General features: G+C 42.2%; 13 protein-coding genes. 6 read left to right on the forward strand and 7 right to left on the reverse strand.

The annotated features are described in order from the left end of the window. Window positions 1-75 precede the first annotated feature (75 nt). The 5 genes from A7P55_RS04735 to A7P55_RS04755 all read right to left on the reverse strand — a co-directional run bounded on the left by A7P55_RS04735 (window position 76) and on the right by A7P55_RS04755 (window position 5,568). The gene (locus A7P55_RS04735) at window positions 76-1,263 is read right to left on the reverse strand and encodes an ammonium transporter (RefSeq protein WP_171551279.1); all 1,188 of its coding nucleotides are present in this window, start codon (window positions 1,261-1,263) and stop codon (window positions 76-78) included. A 352-nt stretch (window positions 1,264-1,615) separates the two neighbouring features. Next, complete coding sequence (locus A7P55_RS04740; RefSeq protein WP_023271555.1) at window positions 1,616-3,025, reverse strand: TIGR00366 family protein; 1,410 nt, start codon at window positions 3,023-3,025, stop codon at window positions 1,616-1,618. A gap of 131 nt (window positions 3,026-3,156) precedes the next feature. After that, window positions 3,157-3,798, reverse strand: a complete 642-nt coding sequence (locus A7P55_RS04745; protein WP_005243875.1) for a CoA transferase subunit B — start codon at window positions 3,796-3,798, stop codon at window positions 3,157-3,159. Window positions 3,799-3,800: 2 nt separating this feature from the next. Then, the gene (locus tag A7P55_RS04750) at window positions 3,801-4,505 is read right to left on the reverse strand and encodes a CoA transferase subunit A (RefSeq protein WP_005243873.1); all 705 of its coding nucleotides are present in this window, start codon (window positions 4,503-4,505) and stop codon (window positions 3,801-3,803) included. Between the two features lie 178 nt (window positions 4,506-4,683). Next, on the reverse strand, window positions 4,684-5,568 hold the full coding sequence (locus A7P55_RS04755; RefSeq protein WP_004803082.1) for a LysR family transcriptional regulator: 885 nt from the start codon (window positions 5,566-5,568) through the stop codon (window positions 4,684-4,686). Window positions 5,569-6,073: 505 nt separating this feature from the next. On the opposite strand from A7P55_RS04755, the gene A7P55_RS04760 reads away from it, so the two are divergent. Continuing rightward, the gene (locus A7P55_RS04760) at window positions 6,074-7,498 is read left to right on the forward strand and encodes a GntP family permease (RefSeq protein ID WP_065343745.1); all 1,425 of its coding nucleotides are present in this window, start codon (window positions 6,074-6,076) and stop codon (window positions 7,496-7,498) included. Window positions 7,499-7,570: 72 nt separating this feature from the next. Continuing rightward, window positions 7,571-8,356 carry a 3-hydroxybutyrate dehydrogenase gene (locus A7P55_RS04765; protein WP_171551280.1) on the forward strand — a complete coding sequence of 262 codons (786 nt, stop codon included), beginning with the start codon at window positions 7,571-7,573 and terminating at the stop codon, window positions 8,354-8,356. A gap of 64 nt (window positions 8,357-8,420) precedes the next feature. Here A7P55_RS04765 and A7P55_RS04770 read toward each other — a convergent pair whose 3' ends face one another. Beyond that, window positions 8,421-9,029 carry a hypothetical protein gene (locus tag A7P55_RS04770; protein ID WP_171551281.1) on the reverse strand — a complete coding sequence of 203 codons (609 nt, stop codon included), beginning with the start codon at window positions 9,027-9,029 and terminating at the stop codon, window positions 8,421-8,423. A 162-nt stretch (window positions 9,030-9,191) separates the two neighbouring features. Here A7P55_RS04770 and A7P55_RS04775 point away from each other — a divergent pair, with 162 nt between their 5' ends. From A7P55_RS04775 to A7P55_RS04785, 3 genes are all read left to right on the forward strand, one after another. Beyond that, window positions 9,192-9,779: a hypothetical protein gene (locus A7P55_RS04775; protein WP_171551282.1), complete on the forward strand. Its 588-nt coding sequence runs from the start codon at window positions 9,192-9,194 to the stop codon at window positions 9,777-9,779. A 103-nt stretch (window positions 9,780-9,882) separates the two neighbouring features. After that, window positions 9,883-10,905, forward strand: coding sequence for a molecular chaperone DnaJ (locus tag A7P55_RS04780; RefSeq protein WP_171551283.1), 1,023 nt, complete (start codon window positions 9,883-9,885; stop codon window positions 10,903-10,905). 173 nt (window positions 10,906-11,078) lie between these two features. After that, window positions 11,079-11,453: a DUF559 domain-containing protein gene (locus tag A7P55_RS04785; RefSeq protein ID WP_171551284.1), complete on the forward strand. Its 375-nt coding sequence runs from the start codon at window positions 11,079-11,081 to the stop codon at window positions 11,451-11,453. A 159-nt stretch (window positions 11,454-11,612) separates the two neighbouring features. Here A7P55_RS04785 and A7P55_RS04790 read toward each other — a convergent pair whose 3' ends face one another. After that, on the reverse strand, window positions 11,613-14,513 hold the full coding sequence (locus A7P55_RS04790) for a valine--tRNA ligase (RefSeq protein WP_171551285.1): 2,901 nt from the start codon (window positions 14,511-14,513) through the stop codon (window positions 11,613-11,615). A 369-nt stretch (window positions 14,514-14,882) separates the two neighbouring features. Here A7P55_RS04790 and A7P55_RS04795 point away from each other — a divergent pair, with 369 nt between their 5' ends. Further along, window positions 14,883-15,563, forward strand: coding sequence for a hypothetical protein (locus A7P55_RS04795; RefSeq protein WP_171551286.1), 681 nt, complete (start codon window positions 14,883-14,885; stop codon window positions 15,561-15,563). Window positions 15,564-15,567: the final 4 nt, after the last annotated feature.

Here is a 15,567-nt window from a genome sequence, read left to right on the forward strand (position 1 = left end):
AGAAAATAAAAACGAGTTCGTTTTTAATTGAGATAAAAAAAGCGACGTTTCCGTCGCTTAAAAAGGTTTGAAAAGTTAGAACATTGATTCTTCCGAATTGGCTGAAATTTTATGGATTGAAAGATCCGCACCACGATACTCATCTTCTTGTGACAGGCGGATACCCATCGTAGCTTTTAATAGACCATAGACAATAAAACCACCGACCAAGGCAATGATAATGCCAAGACCCGTACCAATGATTTGCGAGATGATGGAGACACCACCGAGACCACCGAGCGCCTGTTGTCCGAAGATGCCTGCTGCGATGCCACCCAATGCACCGCAAACACCATGTAATGGCCAGACCCCAAGCACATCATCAATTTTAAGTTTGTTTTGAGTATAGGTGAACAGGTAAACAAACAGGGCACCCGCCGTGCCACCAATCACAAGCGCACCAATTGGGTGCACAATATCTGAACCTGCACAGATTGCGACCAAGCCAGCCAATGGACCATTGTGTAAGAAACCAGGGTCATTACGGCCCATATAGTTGGCTGCCAAAGTACCCCCAACCATCGCCATCAGTGAGTTAATTGCCACCAGACCTGAAATCGCTTCAACCCGTTGTGCACTCATCACGTTAAAACCAAACCAGCCCACGATCAGAATCCATGAACCTAAAGCAAGGAATGGAATAGATGATGGTGGATGGGCACTGACACGACCATCATTCTTATAACGACCATGACGAGCACCCAGTAAAATCACAGCAGCAAGGGCAATCCAACCGCCCATGGCATGAACCACAACAGAACCTGCAAAGTCATGGAAGCTTGCACCAAAAGAGTTCTCTAACCATTTTTGCAGACCATAGTTACCATTCCAGATCATGCCTTCAAAGAACGGGTAGATCAGGGCAACCAAGATCAGTGTGGCAATCGCTTGCGCACGCATTTTGGCACGTTCGGCGATACCGCCCGAGATAATCGCGGGAATCGCCGCAGCAAAGGTCAGTAAGAAGAAACAACGCATCAGGTTATAACCATGATCGGCTGCTAAGGTACTGCCTGCATGGAAAAAGTTTTGACCATATGCAATCCAATAGCCTACAAAGAAATAGGCAATCGCTGAAATGGCAAAATCGGTGAGGATTTTACTCAATGCATTGACTTGGTTTTTATGGCGCACGGTGCCCAATTCCAAGAACGCAAAGCCAGCGTGCATTGCCAATACCAGTACTGCCCCGAGCAGTAAGAAAAATAGATCTACGTTTTGCATAGTGGTGCTCAAAAAAAGTGCTAAATTTTATTTTGATGCAAATATTTGATTCGTTTTCTGCACCAAAATGGATTTAGTAAATCTAGAAACTCAAGCTGTATTGCAACAACTTAATTTGATGAAATATCTAAAGCAAAAAACGCACCAATTTAGAAGTTAAATTGTAATTTTGGTGAAAAGTGGTGCAATTTGCTTAAAAATAGCACGGTTTTGGACATTACTGAATAAAGCCAGCCGAGGGAACGCGCATGAAGATCGGTCGATGATTTTTTACTGTGCTAAGCAACAGGGATCACCACTTTTCATCTTCAAGAGTTTCAAGATAAAAAGTGGCGCTGACGGAACTGTGTAGTTACATAACTGGTGGGCTATATGTAAGAGTGCGTCCTAAAATCCAGAGTAAGAACAACACTAAAGGCAGATGGAACACCAATTGAGTCACAGTAAAACCGATCACGTCTTTGGCTTTGAGTTTTAAAATCCCGAGCATTGGCAGCATAAAGAAGGGATTGATCAGATTTGGTAAGGCTTCTGCCGCATTATAAATCTGCACCGACCAGCCTAAATGCACTTGTAAATCATTGGCTGCTTGCATCACATAAGGCGCTTCAATAATCCATTTACCACCGCCAGAAGGAACAAAGAAACCCAGTACTGCAGAGTAGATGCCCATCACAATTGCAAAGGTTTCTTTCGAGGCAATCGAAACAAAGAATTCAGCAATATAATGCGACAGCGATAAATCCTGACTATTCAGCGCTTGGGTCATAATAAAGGCGATACTGCCGTAGAGCGGGAACTGAATCAGAATCCCCGACACCGCAGGCACTGCCTGACTCACTGCATTGAGGAAGTTTCGCGGAGTACGGTGTAGTGCAAGCCCCAGCATCAAGAACACAAAGTTATAGGTATTGAGGCTAGAAATGGCGATGATGGGATTAGTTTTAGAAAACTCGATGAACATCCAGATCAAGCCTAATGCCACCACGATAATGGTCAATAAGGGTGAGTTTTCCAACCAGTCGCCCGGTCGGGTTGATTTAACTTCAGTTTTTTCTTCTTCATCAAAACTCAGCTCAAAATCCTGCATGGTTTTGACGTTGTCACCTTTCGGCGCAGACCAATAGGCAATCGCAATTGAGACAATCACCAAGATCAAGGTCATCAGCATGGATTGCCATAGGAAGATGGTTTCGGTAAATGGAATCACACCCGTGAGGTTATAGATGGACTCAGGCAAACTGGCTTTATTGGCCTGTAATTGTGCCGCAGACGAACTGATGCCCAGTGCCCAGGTTGCGCCCATGCCAATAATGGCAGCAGCGGCGGCAGCACGGTAGTCCATCTGTAGCTCTTTACGCTTGGCCAGCGCAATTACCAACAATGCGGTCAAAATGGTACTGACCGCCCAATTGACCAATGAAATCAATAAGCTGACCGTGGCGACCAAGACAATGGCACTGCGTCCCGAATGGGGAATCCGTGCCATTTTCTGAATCAGTTTTTTCACAGGTGCAGAAACCGAAACCACATAACCGACAATAATCAGCATGGTCATTTGTAAGGTGAAGGGGATCAAACTCCAGAAACCGTTACCAAATGAACTGGCGACATCTTGTACCGATGCACCAATGCCGATGGCAGCAAAGGAAACGATAATTACACCGAGCAGGGCAAAAATGTAGGAGTCAGGAAACCATTTTTCCGACCAGTTACTAATCCGCAGGGCAAACCGTTCTAACAAGGCAGGTTGTTTATTCATCTTGAGCATCCATTTTTAATTTTGTTGTATCTGATTCATTTGTCCTAAATGAATTTTTGCTGTTATGAAAACAGCGAAAAGTGATGCCATCACAGCATCACTTCAACGAGAAAATAAAAGTGTGTATAGAATTAAGCTTTGGCTTCAATCAAAAGTTCAACACCTGTAGCCGCTTGAATTTGTTGCTCAGTCACATCAGGCGCTAACTCCACCAGTTTGATGCCTTCAGCAACAACATCCAAGACACCTAGGTCGCTAATAATGCGATGTACGACTTTTTGACCTGTCAGTGGTAAGCTGCACTGTTTGACGATTTTGGCAGTCCCGTCTTTGGCATTGTGTTCCATCAACACCACCACACGTTGCACACCTGCAACCAAGTCCATGGCACCGCCCATGCCTTTGACCTTCTTGCCCGGAATCATCCAGTTGGCCAAATCACCTTGCTCGGAGACTTCCATGGCACCCAAAATGGCAATGTTGACATGCCCGCCACGAATCATGGCAAAGGATTCACTGCTGGAGAAAAAGGCTGCACCTGCACGCGCGGTAACGGTCTGTTTACCTGCATTGATTAAATCAGGGTCAAGTTGCTGTTCGGTTGGGAACTCACCAATGCCGAGCAGACCATTTTCCGATTGTAGCCACACATCCATATCCTCTGGAATGTAATTGGCAACCAATGTCGGCAGGCCAATACCCAGATTGACGTAGAAACCATCTTGTAATTCTTGCGCGGCACGTTGTGCCATCTGTTCACGTGTCCATGCCATGATTATGCGTCCTGTGCTTTGAGGGTTTTTTGTTCGATCCGTTTTTCTGGGGTGGCATTCAGTACCACACGATTGACGTAAATCCCTGCTAAATGGATTTCATCTGGATCCAGTTCGCCAATTTCTACAATCTGTTCAACCTCGGCAATGGTGATTTTTCCAGCCATTGCGCATTCAGGATTAAAATTTTGCGCGGTTTTACGGAATACCAGATTGCCGGCTTTATCCGCTTTATAGGCTTTGACCAAGGCCACATCTGCGGTTAATGAAGGTTCAAGTATATAGGTACGACCATTAAATTCGCGTTGTTCCTTACCTTCAGCCACCAAGGTACCTGCACCTGTTGCGGTATAAAAAGCAGGAATGCCTGCACCGCCAGCGCGTAGTTTTTCCGCCAATGTGCCTTGGGGTGTGAGTTCAACTTCCAGTTCACCATTTAGATATTGGCGTTCAAATTCTTTATTTTCGCCCACATAAGACGAGATCATTTTTTTAATTTGTCGGGTCTTGAGCAACACACCCAAGCCAAAATCATCAATACCTGCATTATTAGAGATACAGGTCAGGCCTGTGACACCTGTTTCTTTCAGCGCCTGAATCAAGGCCTCAGGAATACCGCATAAGCCAAAACCGCCAACCGCAAAAGTCTGTTGATCTTGCACCACATCTTGCAGTGCCAGTGCTGCGCTTGAATAGACTTTATTCATTTTTTCACCTGTAAATTCCTTGGTTTCTAATAGTTTTAGCATTCAGGGATTATTTACAGAAGTTTAAATTTTTAAAGGATTAATGAGGGAAACTCATTAATACAATAAATTTCATCTATTTCACTCAAAAGGGCACGATGACGGGGCGAATCTGTTTTGGTGTAACAGCCGAAAGGGCTTAGCCAAAATCATGTTGCAGCAAGATCTCAATAAACTCGGCTGAGATATTGGAAAGCTCAAAGTCTTTTTTATAGACAATCCCAATCGCTTGCGGCAATTTGCCGTCCTCAATCTCAATCAAGACGTTATGTTCCTTGTCGATAAAATTTTGAAAATGACGGGGGATGGCACTGACGCCCATATCTAATGCCACAAAGCTGGAGAGGGAACTGATTTGATGACATTCAACTTTTAAATCTAATGTCAGATGGTTTTTAAGACAGTTTTCTTCAATCAGGTGTCGAACGATCGAGGGATGTTGCAAGGTCACAAAGGGATTGGCACATAGTTGTTTCCAACTGATCGAATCCGCACTTGCCAAAGGATGCGTTTTTGGTAAGAGCGCAAGGAAATCTTCCTCAAATAAGGGTTTAAATTCCAGTTGATCATTGCGTGGTGGTTCAAAGCAAATGCCAATTTCAAAAATGCCATCCTGAACATTTTCAAGCACTTTTTCATTGGGAATATCATGAATGGAAAAGCTGATATTGGGATGTTTGGCTAAAAAGCTATGAATCACTTGCGGTAAAATCGCATGGGTGACAAAGGGCATCGAGGCAATGTTTAGTGTGCCGCGATTGAGTTTAAAACGTTGCTTGACGTCTTTTTCCATATCTTCCCAATTGGCCAGTAGCTTCTTGGCATAGGGAATTAATGATTTTCCTTCCTGTGTCAGCTCAACCCGACGGGTATTGCGCTTAAACAGCTTACCACCCAGTTCTTCTTCCAGTGATTTGATACTTAGACTTAAAGCAGATTGACTGAGATGCAATTCAGCAGAGGCATTTGCATAATTCAGGGTACGAGTCAAAGCCAGAAATGCTTTGAGTTGCTTTAAAGTCATGGTGGACGACCTATGCGGAAAGTTTTTGATTTATATGCTGTAATTTATAAAAAAAACAGCACATTGTGACTGGCATTTTTGTTAATTCGCTGATGAGAGGCAAGCCGTTTATGTTTTGAAATACGATATGAGATTATTGATTTATTTTATCTCAATATCGAAAAATAGATTATTAAAATAATAAGCTAAATATACTTTGATGGGATTAATGAGTATTTTTGAATAATTAATTTGTTTTATTAATCAATTAAATTATTTGGGTGTTATTTCTATATCTGTATGATTTTTATGGTTAATTTAAATGATGTATTTTGTTTTAATCGTCTTGTTTTTTATGATTTTAATGCTATTTTAAAATACGTTTTAGCATGCGTCTTTGCTTTAGATTCTGTACTGCAGTTCGCAGTATTTTAATTTTGTTTATGGTTAGGATAACCACCACATAGTATAAAAAAAATAATTTGGTTGACCCTGACATATATTCTTTGGAATGGAGTAAAAGAATATGTGGGACTTATTTGTCATTCTGCTGTCTTTAGGCTTGCTGATGTACACGGCCTATCGCGGTTTTTCCGTGATTTTGATGGCACCGTTATGTGCATTGCTGGCGGTTTTTCTGATTAATCCCGCCAATGTATTGCCGTTTTATTCGGGCGTTTTTATGCCGAAAATGGTTAATTTCATTAAAGACTATTTTCTGGTGTTCTTGCTGGGGGCGATCTTTGGCAAAGTGGTGGAAATGTCGGGTATTGCTGAGTCGATTGCCCGTACCATTGTCAATTTGATTGGCGCAAAAAAAGCCATTTTAACCGTAGTTTTACTGGGTGCCATTCTGACCTATAGCGGTGTTAGCTTATTTGTGGCGGTATTTGCGATTTATCCATTTGCCAATCAGTTGTTCCAACAGGCCAATATTCCAAAACGTTTGATTCCTGGCACCATTGCCTTAGGCGCATTTACATTCACCATGGATGCCTTGCCGGGTACACCACAAATTCAGAACGTGATTCCGACCACCTTCTTTGGTACCAATATCTATGCAGCACCATTTTTGGGTGTAATTGGAGCAATCTTCGTCTTAAGCATGGGGCTGTTGTATCTAGAGTCACGCCGTAAAGCTGCTGCTCGTGCAGGTGAAGGTTATGCTGGTTTTGCTGCTGAAGATGCAGCCATGCAAACGACTGCTGATGTAGAGCTATCTCAGCAAAACAACGGTTCAGTGCTGCGTCAATGTATGGCCTTTGTTCCGTTGATTCTGGTTGCGGTGATGAACCGTTATCTATCCACAGCCATCAAAGAATGGTATCCGAATGGCTTTGATTTTAATGCAATTGGTCTCGCCAACTACACTGTTGATGTGGCAAAAACAGGGGCGATTTGGGCAGTCGGTTTGGCCTTGATTGTTGGCATTATTGCGGCGATTTTATTTGATTATCAGCGCGTGGTAACTAACTTTAAAGAAGGTGTGAATGCCAGTATCAGTGGTTCATTATTGGCGGTGATGAACACTGCATCGGAGTATGGTTTTGGAGCGATTATTGCGGCATTACCAGGCTTTGCTTTGATTAGCCATGCACTGGGGACGACGTTTACCAATCCTTTGGTCAATGGTGCAGTGACCACAACGGTACTGGCAGGGATTACTGGGTCTGCATCGGGTGGGATGAGTATTGCTTTGAGCGCGATGGCAGAAACCTACAATGCAGCGATTTTAGCAGCGGGTATTCCCCCTGAAGTGATGCATCGTGTGGTGGCGATGGCATCGGGCGGTATGGACACGCTTCCGCATAATGGTGCTGTGATTACCTTACTTGCCGTTACAGGTTTAACCCATAAACAATCTTATAAAGATATTTTCGCAGTGACGATTATTAAAACCTTGGCGGTATTTGTGGTGATTGCTGCATTTACATGGTTCGGTATTGTCTAAGTCGAATTTTAATTTCAGCTCGTCCGTATTGACTGGCGAGCAATCAAGATCATCAAGAACAGGAGTAGTACAGTGACTCAACAACTCGAAGCCAAAGTGGCCTTTATTACTGGTTCGGCGAGCGGTATTGGTTTAGAAATTGCGAAAAAATTTGCTCAGGAAGGTGCCAAAGTGGTGATTTCTGATGTCAATGCAGAGAAATGCCAGCTAGCCGTGGAGCAGTTAAAACAGCAAGGTTTTGAAGCCTTGTCTGCACCTTGTGACGTAACTGATGAACAGGCTTATAAAGCGGCAATTGATTTGACCACACAAACCTTTGGTCGTCTGGATATCCTGATCAATAATGCGGGTTTTCAGCATGTGGCAGCGATTGAAGATTTCGCCACGGAGATTTATCAGAAACTGGTACAGGTGATGCTGACAGGTTCATTTATCGGGATTAAACATGCGTTTCCGATTATGAAAGCGCAAAAATATGGTCGTATTATCAATATGTCTTCGATCAATGGATTGATTGGCTTTGCGGGTAAGGCGGGTTATAACAGTGCCAAGCATGGTGTGATTGGTTTGACCAAAGTCGCGGCTTTGGAGTGTGCGCGTGATGGCATTACCGTGAATGCATTATGTCCGGGTTATGTAGATACGCCATTGGTGCGTGGGCAAATTGCAGATTTGGCGAAAACCCGTAATGTAAGTCTGGAAAGTGCTTTGGAAGATGTAATTTTAGCGATGGTGCCACAAAAGCGTTTACTCAGCGTTGAAGAAATTGCCGACTATGCGATTTTCCTTGCCAGTCACAAAGGTGCAGGAATCACAGGACAGGCGGTGGTGATGGATGGCGGATATACTGCGCAATAATCCATTTATATGAGTGAATAAGCCGCTGAATGAAGCGGCTTTTTTATGAAATAAAAGCGATGAGTTAGCACAGCGCAATGCGTTTAATTTTTTCATCTGTTAAGAAAAACACAGATGTTGCACAGGTTTCTTCTAAGACATTGACGGAAATACCATCACCTTTGAACTTTAGATAATGTTTTGGGTCAATTTGCTCATTTACTAAGATGTTTCCATCTTCATCAAAGCGATAGTCTTCATCCACATAAATCTCCGTTTTAGGTGCAACTTTAAAAGTTCCGAAAATATCGAGGTCATAATCTTTATCTGTATTTTCGTAGTAATAAACTTTGTCGCTATTTGAGATACGGAATTCAAAGAGATATTTCATTCCTTTTTTATTTGGGTTTTTCAGCACTCGAAAGGTATCTAGATTTCCATCGCCATCAAAATCAATAAACAAAGGCTTTTTGAGATGGGTTGTATCGACTGAATAGCCTTGTGGTATTGGAGTTGAATTATTGGCGAGATAATCGGATTCGGGTGTAGCGGGAATAACTACAGGTTCCGATGCGGCTTGAGTCTGTTGTACTGCTTTTGGTGCGGGTTGATCGCTTTCTGAAGATGTTTTTGGTTTTTCATTACATCCAGCGAGCAACATAAATGAGGTGAGTAATAGGACTTTATTCTTCATACAATTCGAGTATTTAAATGATGATGTATATAAAAGATTTTAGCTTAAAAATTGGGTTTGTTATTTTTAATGTTTAATTCAAATTGAGGAGTATGAGAACATTCTTTAGTCGCTATTTTTTAAGTTAGAATGAATCAGCCTTTAATTCTAATATGACTTGATATGAACAATAAATTCGTCAGCTTTTGCCTTTTATCTTTGTGTTTAATTCAAATAAACCAAGCCCACGCAACGCCATTCAAGACCTATCAATCTGAGCCGTTACATTGTGGTGAAGCAACCTTTCAGGTGATTTCATCCTGTTTTGATCCAGATGAAGGCGCATTAAGAGGAAGTGGCGGGGTCATGCGTGAATCTTGTCAATCCAGTCATTTGCTGGTGAACTGGAAAGGACAGCAAAAGCGGATTGATTTTCCAATCGCAACCGCAGCACAAACGCAGCAATTAAAAAGCAAGGGCTATACGTTGCAAAAAGTGATTCGCCAAGGGGATTGGTCACCACAAAGTTTAGCCTGTGGTCAGGTTAAAGGTGTTGCGGGATATTTTGTGGTGGTGAATCAAGCAACCACCAATGATTTGAATCAAGAATACTTGGGCAAAGGCTCTCTGAGTGAAGAACCTGTATTACTGAATCTGAATGGCACTATGACTAGTGATGCGCTTAGACAAAAAATCTATCCTTTGCTGAAACAAGATAAAGTTAAAATCACCAAAGTCGTTTCAGCCAATGCCTTATTTGGCGATGAGTAAAGCTTAGTTAAGTGACTCGTTTCTCCAAACAGGATATTGAAAGTGTTTGCTGACTTTGTTGGTTGATTATTGCTACACTTTTTTATTTTTAGGCGGCAGCGTTATGTCTTTTGATCTCAAAGTCAGTTTAAAGCAAAGGGCTGAACCGTCCTCACAGCAGAAAAAGCTAAATCGCCTGATTGATCAAATAGAACAGCAAAAAATCAGTCTTGCTACATGGCAGAATGCGCAAGCTGAGATTCAACAGCATACACGACAAAAACTGATGCCTGTGTATAGTGAGCTGCATGAAATCTTGTTTCAGCAGTTAGATCAACTTTGGACACTGTTACAGCAGCATGAGTTTTCCAAAACTGATATGCAGCAACTGGATCAAAAAATTGCCCAGCTTGCACAGTTGTTAAAGCGTTCCAAAATGTTGAAGGATGAACAGTTAAAGCTGGTCAAGCAGATCGATACTTTTTATCAGCAACATGCCCAGCAATCGCTTAAAAAGAATAAAAAACTACAGTCAGCCAAGTTTGAATCTGATGAAAATTCTGAGCAAAGTTCAGAATTAGATCAAGATGACTTTGAACAGTACGCTGCCGAGCAACAACAGGCACGAGAACAAGCCAAGCAACTTCGACAACAGCAGAAAAGAGAACAAGCTGAGCAAATGGCAGCGCAGTCGCTGAAAACGGTCTATTTAAAAATTGCTGCGATGATTCATCCTGACCGTGAACAAGACGAAACTAAGAAAGAAGAAAAAACCGAGTTGTTTCAGCAGGCAAGTCAGGCTTATGAACAGCAGGATTTATTTTATTTGCTCAAGCTTCAATTACAGCTTGAACAGAATAATAAAGGTGTCGGGACGAAAGAGTTATCGGCAGAGCAAGTGAAGTTTTATAAACTGGCTTTGGATGCACAAAGTCAGCAGTTGGAAAGTCAAATTGAGGAGATTTTGGATTCTTTTCAGTTGGCGAAAAAGGTAAAAGCGGAGTATGTGTATATTAGTGATGTGTATAAAGCCATAGATGCAGATTGTGCTGAGTTAAAGCAGCAATTGAAGTGGGAAAAGGAGCGTTTAAAGCATATGAAGAAGGTGAGTGGAGTGGAGATGTTGTTAGGGCATGGGGTGCTTTAATTTGTAAAAATACCTCTCCCCCTTGCACAGCAGCACTGCTCATCTCCTGAAAGGTGAGGGAACTTCATTGCGTATCGAATAACTATCAAATTCATAAAGGATGCTCCCTCTCCCTTAGGGATGAGGAACACTGTTCCGCAAGGGGGTGAGGGAAATTAAAAATAGGAGAAAAAATGAAACTAGACCCACAATTATTAGAATTCGCTAAAGCCATGCGCAGTAATGCGACAGATGCAGAACATCTGATGTGGCAACTACTTCGTGCTAAACGATTTATGAATCTTAAATTTCGAAGACAGCATGTGATTGCACCCTACATTGTCGACTTTTACTGCCATGAGTTGTGTTTGGTCATTGAACTGGATGGTAGTCAGCATGGGACTGAGGATGGGCGGGCTTATGATGCTGAACGAACCAAGTTTTTAGAGGCTTTGGATTTAAAAGTAGAACGGTATTGGAATCATGAGATTTTAAAAAATACTGAGAGAGTTTTGGATGATTTATGGAATGTTTGTTCTTATTTGAAAAACAAAAGCACCTCTCCCTAACCCTCTCCTACAAGGAGAGGGAATAATGCATATCAGGTATAGAGCAACATTTCGCAACTTGAAAGGAATCTAAGAACTTGAAATTTGGATTTATTTTTAATAAAAAGGGCTGAATAATCAGCCCTTTTTATTACATCATAATTTTAAGATTACAATACTTTACAGAGCAGCAATTTGCTCCATACTTTGCTTAATTTTCACTAACTGATCAGCAAACTCAGCCAATTTCACTTTTTCACCCTCAACCACGGCTGCTGGTGCTTTCGCTACGAAACCTTCATTCGAAAGTTTATTGGCAATTTGATCATGTTGCTTTTGAACTTTATCCAAGTCCTTCTGCAAACGACCCAATTCAGCTTTAGGATCAATCAAGCCTTTCATTGGTACAAATACCGATGCATGGCTAACAACGCTAGAACAAGACAACGGTGGTTCTTGCTCATTGCTCAAGAACTCAATGCTTTCAACTTTAGCGAGTGCTTTGAATAAAGCTTCGATACGGATGATTTGCTCACGCTCAGCATCAGAAATGTTCTTGAGTAATACAGGCAATAAACGTGCATTACCTAAGCCCATTTCACCACGAATATTACGTACTGCACCAATCAGGCCTTGTAACCACTGCATATCTGCTTCAGCTTGATCATTCACTTTTGCTTGATCAGGAACAGGGTATTGCGCAGTCATAATCGTTGCACCGCCTTTGCCTAACATCGGCGCAAGCGTTTGCCAGATTTCTTCTGTCAAATACGGCATCAAAGGATGTGCCAAACGTAAAGATGCTTCCATCACCGCAAGTAACACACGACGAACTTCTGCTTTACGCTCTTCAGAGACATTGGCATCGTTCAGAACTGGTTTAGTTAACTCAACATACCAGTCACAGTATTCATTCCAGATAAAGTCATAGATCGCTTGTGCAGCAAGGTCTAAACGATAGGTCGCGAATGCTTGATGTACCGCAGCTTCTGCTTTTTGCAGACGGCTCATGATCCATTTTTCTGGAAGTTCCCACAGTTCTGGGCGCGCTTCTTGAGCAACGGTTTGACCTTCAACATTCATCAACACGAAACGGGTTGCGTTCCAGATTTTGTTGGCAAAGTTACGGTAGCCTTCAACACGTTTCATATCGAACTTAATGTCACGACCCGTGTTCGCAAGTGCACAGAACGTGAAACGAACTGCGTCAGTACCGTAAGCTTGGATACCTTCTGGGAATTCTTTACGGGTTGATTTTTCAATCTTCGCCGCTTGTTTTGGATTCATCAGACCTGTCGTACGTTTTTGTACCAAAGTCTCAAGGTCAACACCATCAATCAAGTCTAGTGGGTCAAGCACGTTACCCTTAGACTTCGACATTTTTTGACCTTCGCCATCACGAACCAGACCGTGTACATAAACCGTTTTAAACGGGACTTGTGGCGTACCATCTTCATTCTTCATGAAGTGCATCGTAAACATGATCATACGAGCAACCCAGAAGAAGATGATGTCAAAACCTGTCACCAATACATCAGTTGGGTGGAATGTATTGAGGAAATAGTTTTCCGCATCTTTCTTGGCATCGCCCGTCCAACCTAAAGTTGAGAAGGTCCACAACGCAGAAGAGAACCACGTATCCAGTACGTCTTCATCTTGGTTTAAAGTAACATCCGCAGGGATGTTGTTTTTGGCACGGACTTCAGCTTCGTCACGACCCACATAGATGTTGCCTTCAGCATCGTACCAAGCTGGGATACGGTGACCCCACCAAAGCTGACGCGAGATACACCAGTCTTGGATATTGTTCATCCATGCCATGTACATGTTGCTGTACTGTTCAGGCACAAACTTAATACGACCGTCTTGAACCGCTTCAATCGCAGGTTGAGCCAATGGAGCAATTTTTACATACCATTGATCTGTCAATAACGGCTCAACGATTACACCTGAACGGTCGCCACGAGGTGGTTTAAGCGTATAAGGTTGGATTTGATCTAACCAGCCTTCAGCTTCGGCTTGTTCAACCAGTTTTTTACGTGCTTCAAAACGCTCTAAACCGATATATTCCGCAGGGGCAGGGATGGTTTTAGAAATTTGTTCGCCTGCTTTGGCGATGTATTCAAACTCAGCCAATACTTCTGCATTTTTATTGAAGATATTGATGATTGGCAATTCGCAACGCTTACCGACTTCATAGTCGTTAAAGTCGTGCGCAGGGGTGATTTTTACACAGCCTGTACCGAATTCTTTATCTACATATTCATCTTTAACGATTGGAACAGCACGACCTGTAATTGGCAGGATAATGTTCTGACCAACAAGGTGCGTATAACGTTCGTCATCCAGTGCGACAGCAACCGCAGTATCACCTAACAAGGTTTCAGGACGTGTTGTAGCGACAACGATGTGGTCTTTACCATCATGGGTACGAAGGTTTTTATCTTCAAAGAAATATTTGAAGTGCCATAATGAACCGGCTTCTTCTTTATCTGATTCAACTTCTAAGTCGGATAGCGCCGTTTGTAGTTTTGGATCCCAGTTGACTAGGCGTTTACCACGGTAGATCAAGCCATCTTCATGCAGTTTTACGAAAACTTCTTTTACTGCATTAGATAAACCTTCATCCATAGTGAAGCGTTCGCGCGACCAGTCTACTGAAGAACCTAGGCGACGGATCTGACGGGTGATGGTATCGCCTGATTGCTCTTTCCATTCCCAGATCTTTTCGATGAATTTTTCACGACCCAAGTCATGACGGCTGACACCTTGCGCACCCAATTGACGCTCGACCACCATCTGCGTTGCAATCCCCGCATGGTCAGTCCCAGGTTGCCATAATGTATTTTTACCCATCATACGGTTGTAACGCGTCAGTGCATCCATGATGGCATTGTTAAAGCCATGTCCCATGTGCAAGCTACCAGTGACGTTCGGTGGCGGAATCATGATACAGAATGATTCACCTTGACCTGAGGGTTTGAAATAACCTTGTTGTTCCCAGATTTGATACCATTTCTTTTCGATCTCGGTTGGATCGTAAGTGGTTGCAATATTTTGAGCAGATTGAGCGTCAGTCATAGTACAGAAGATTAAAATTGAATAAAAAATTAGATCTATTGTAGCAAAAAATCCTCGCTTCTGTAGGCATTTCAGCCTGACCTGATGTGAATGATAAAAGCCGCTTAAATAATGGCTAAATTGGTGTTTCTTGAGCTTTTATAGAGGAGATGTTTAGTACATCTTCATAAAGTGGTTTTTATGAGAGCGAATCGACCACTCAAGTACGATAACATCTTTATACACTTCAAATTTTTCTAAAAAAGTCGATGAAAGGCGTTGGATTTTTATACAAATAGGATTAGATTTGTGGAGTGCATCACATAACTTAAAAATATTGATGCTTAAAACAACAATATAAAACGCAAAATTAAAAAAAGGATGTTGCTCATGGCCTATTCAATCCTGTTGAAAATTAATGATGCCACGCATGGACAATTTGAAATCATCCGCCAGCAATTGAACGAGGGTACGCATCAAAGCCAATCTAGAGTTTTAGGTGAGGTGCTTTCAGAAATTGCCTGTGAGATTGTCGAGCAAGTGTTTTCAGTACTCTTGATTCAAAATCGTCAGCCGACACAACTCACCCAAAAAAACACCGCTGAATCTGAAAAAGTGATTCAACAGATTATTGCTGCGGTACGTAAATATATGCCGTGGTCGATTGCCTTATTTGGCAATGAGCGTCTTTGTCCCTTTGCCAATTATTTTTCCAATATGATCAAGTATCACGATGAGTTGGTATATGTGTCTTATCCAATTGATCGGCAATTGGTTCAGCAGGCACATAGTTTGGTCACGCAACTCAAGAATAATGAAATCAGTGATATGGTCGAGGTGTTTCAAACTTTGATTCAGATTGTTGATTTAGGCGTGACCAGTTTGATTCGTGAACCGAAAAAATGCCTGAATTTTAACACTGTGGTCGATAAAACCTTAAATGGGGTGATTAATATGACCGCGCATCTCAGTTATAAGCGTTTAGAGAAAATGGGTAACCAAGTCGATACTGGCGCTGCAACGGATTGCGTTAATCATTTTTTAGCATTTATGCATGTCGATACAGAATAGAGTG

The sequence above is a fragment of the Acinetobacter sp. Ac_5812 genome, from assembly GCF_013072695.1.
In the GTDB taxonomy this organism is placed as follows: domain Bacteria; phylum Pseudomonadota; class Gammaproteobacteria; order Pseudomonadales; family Moraxellaceae; genus Acinetobacter.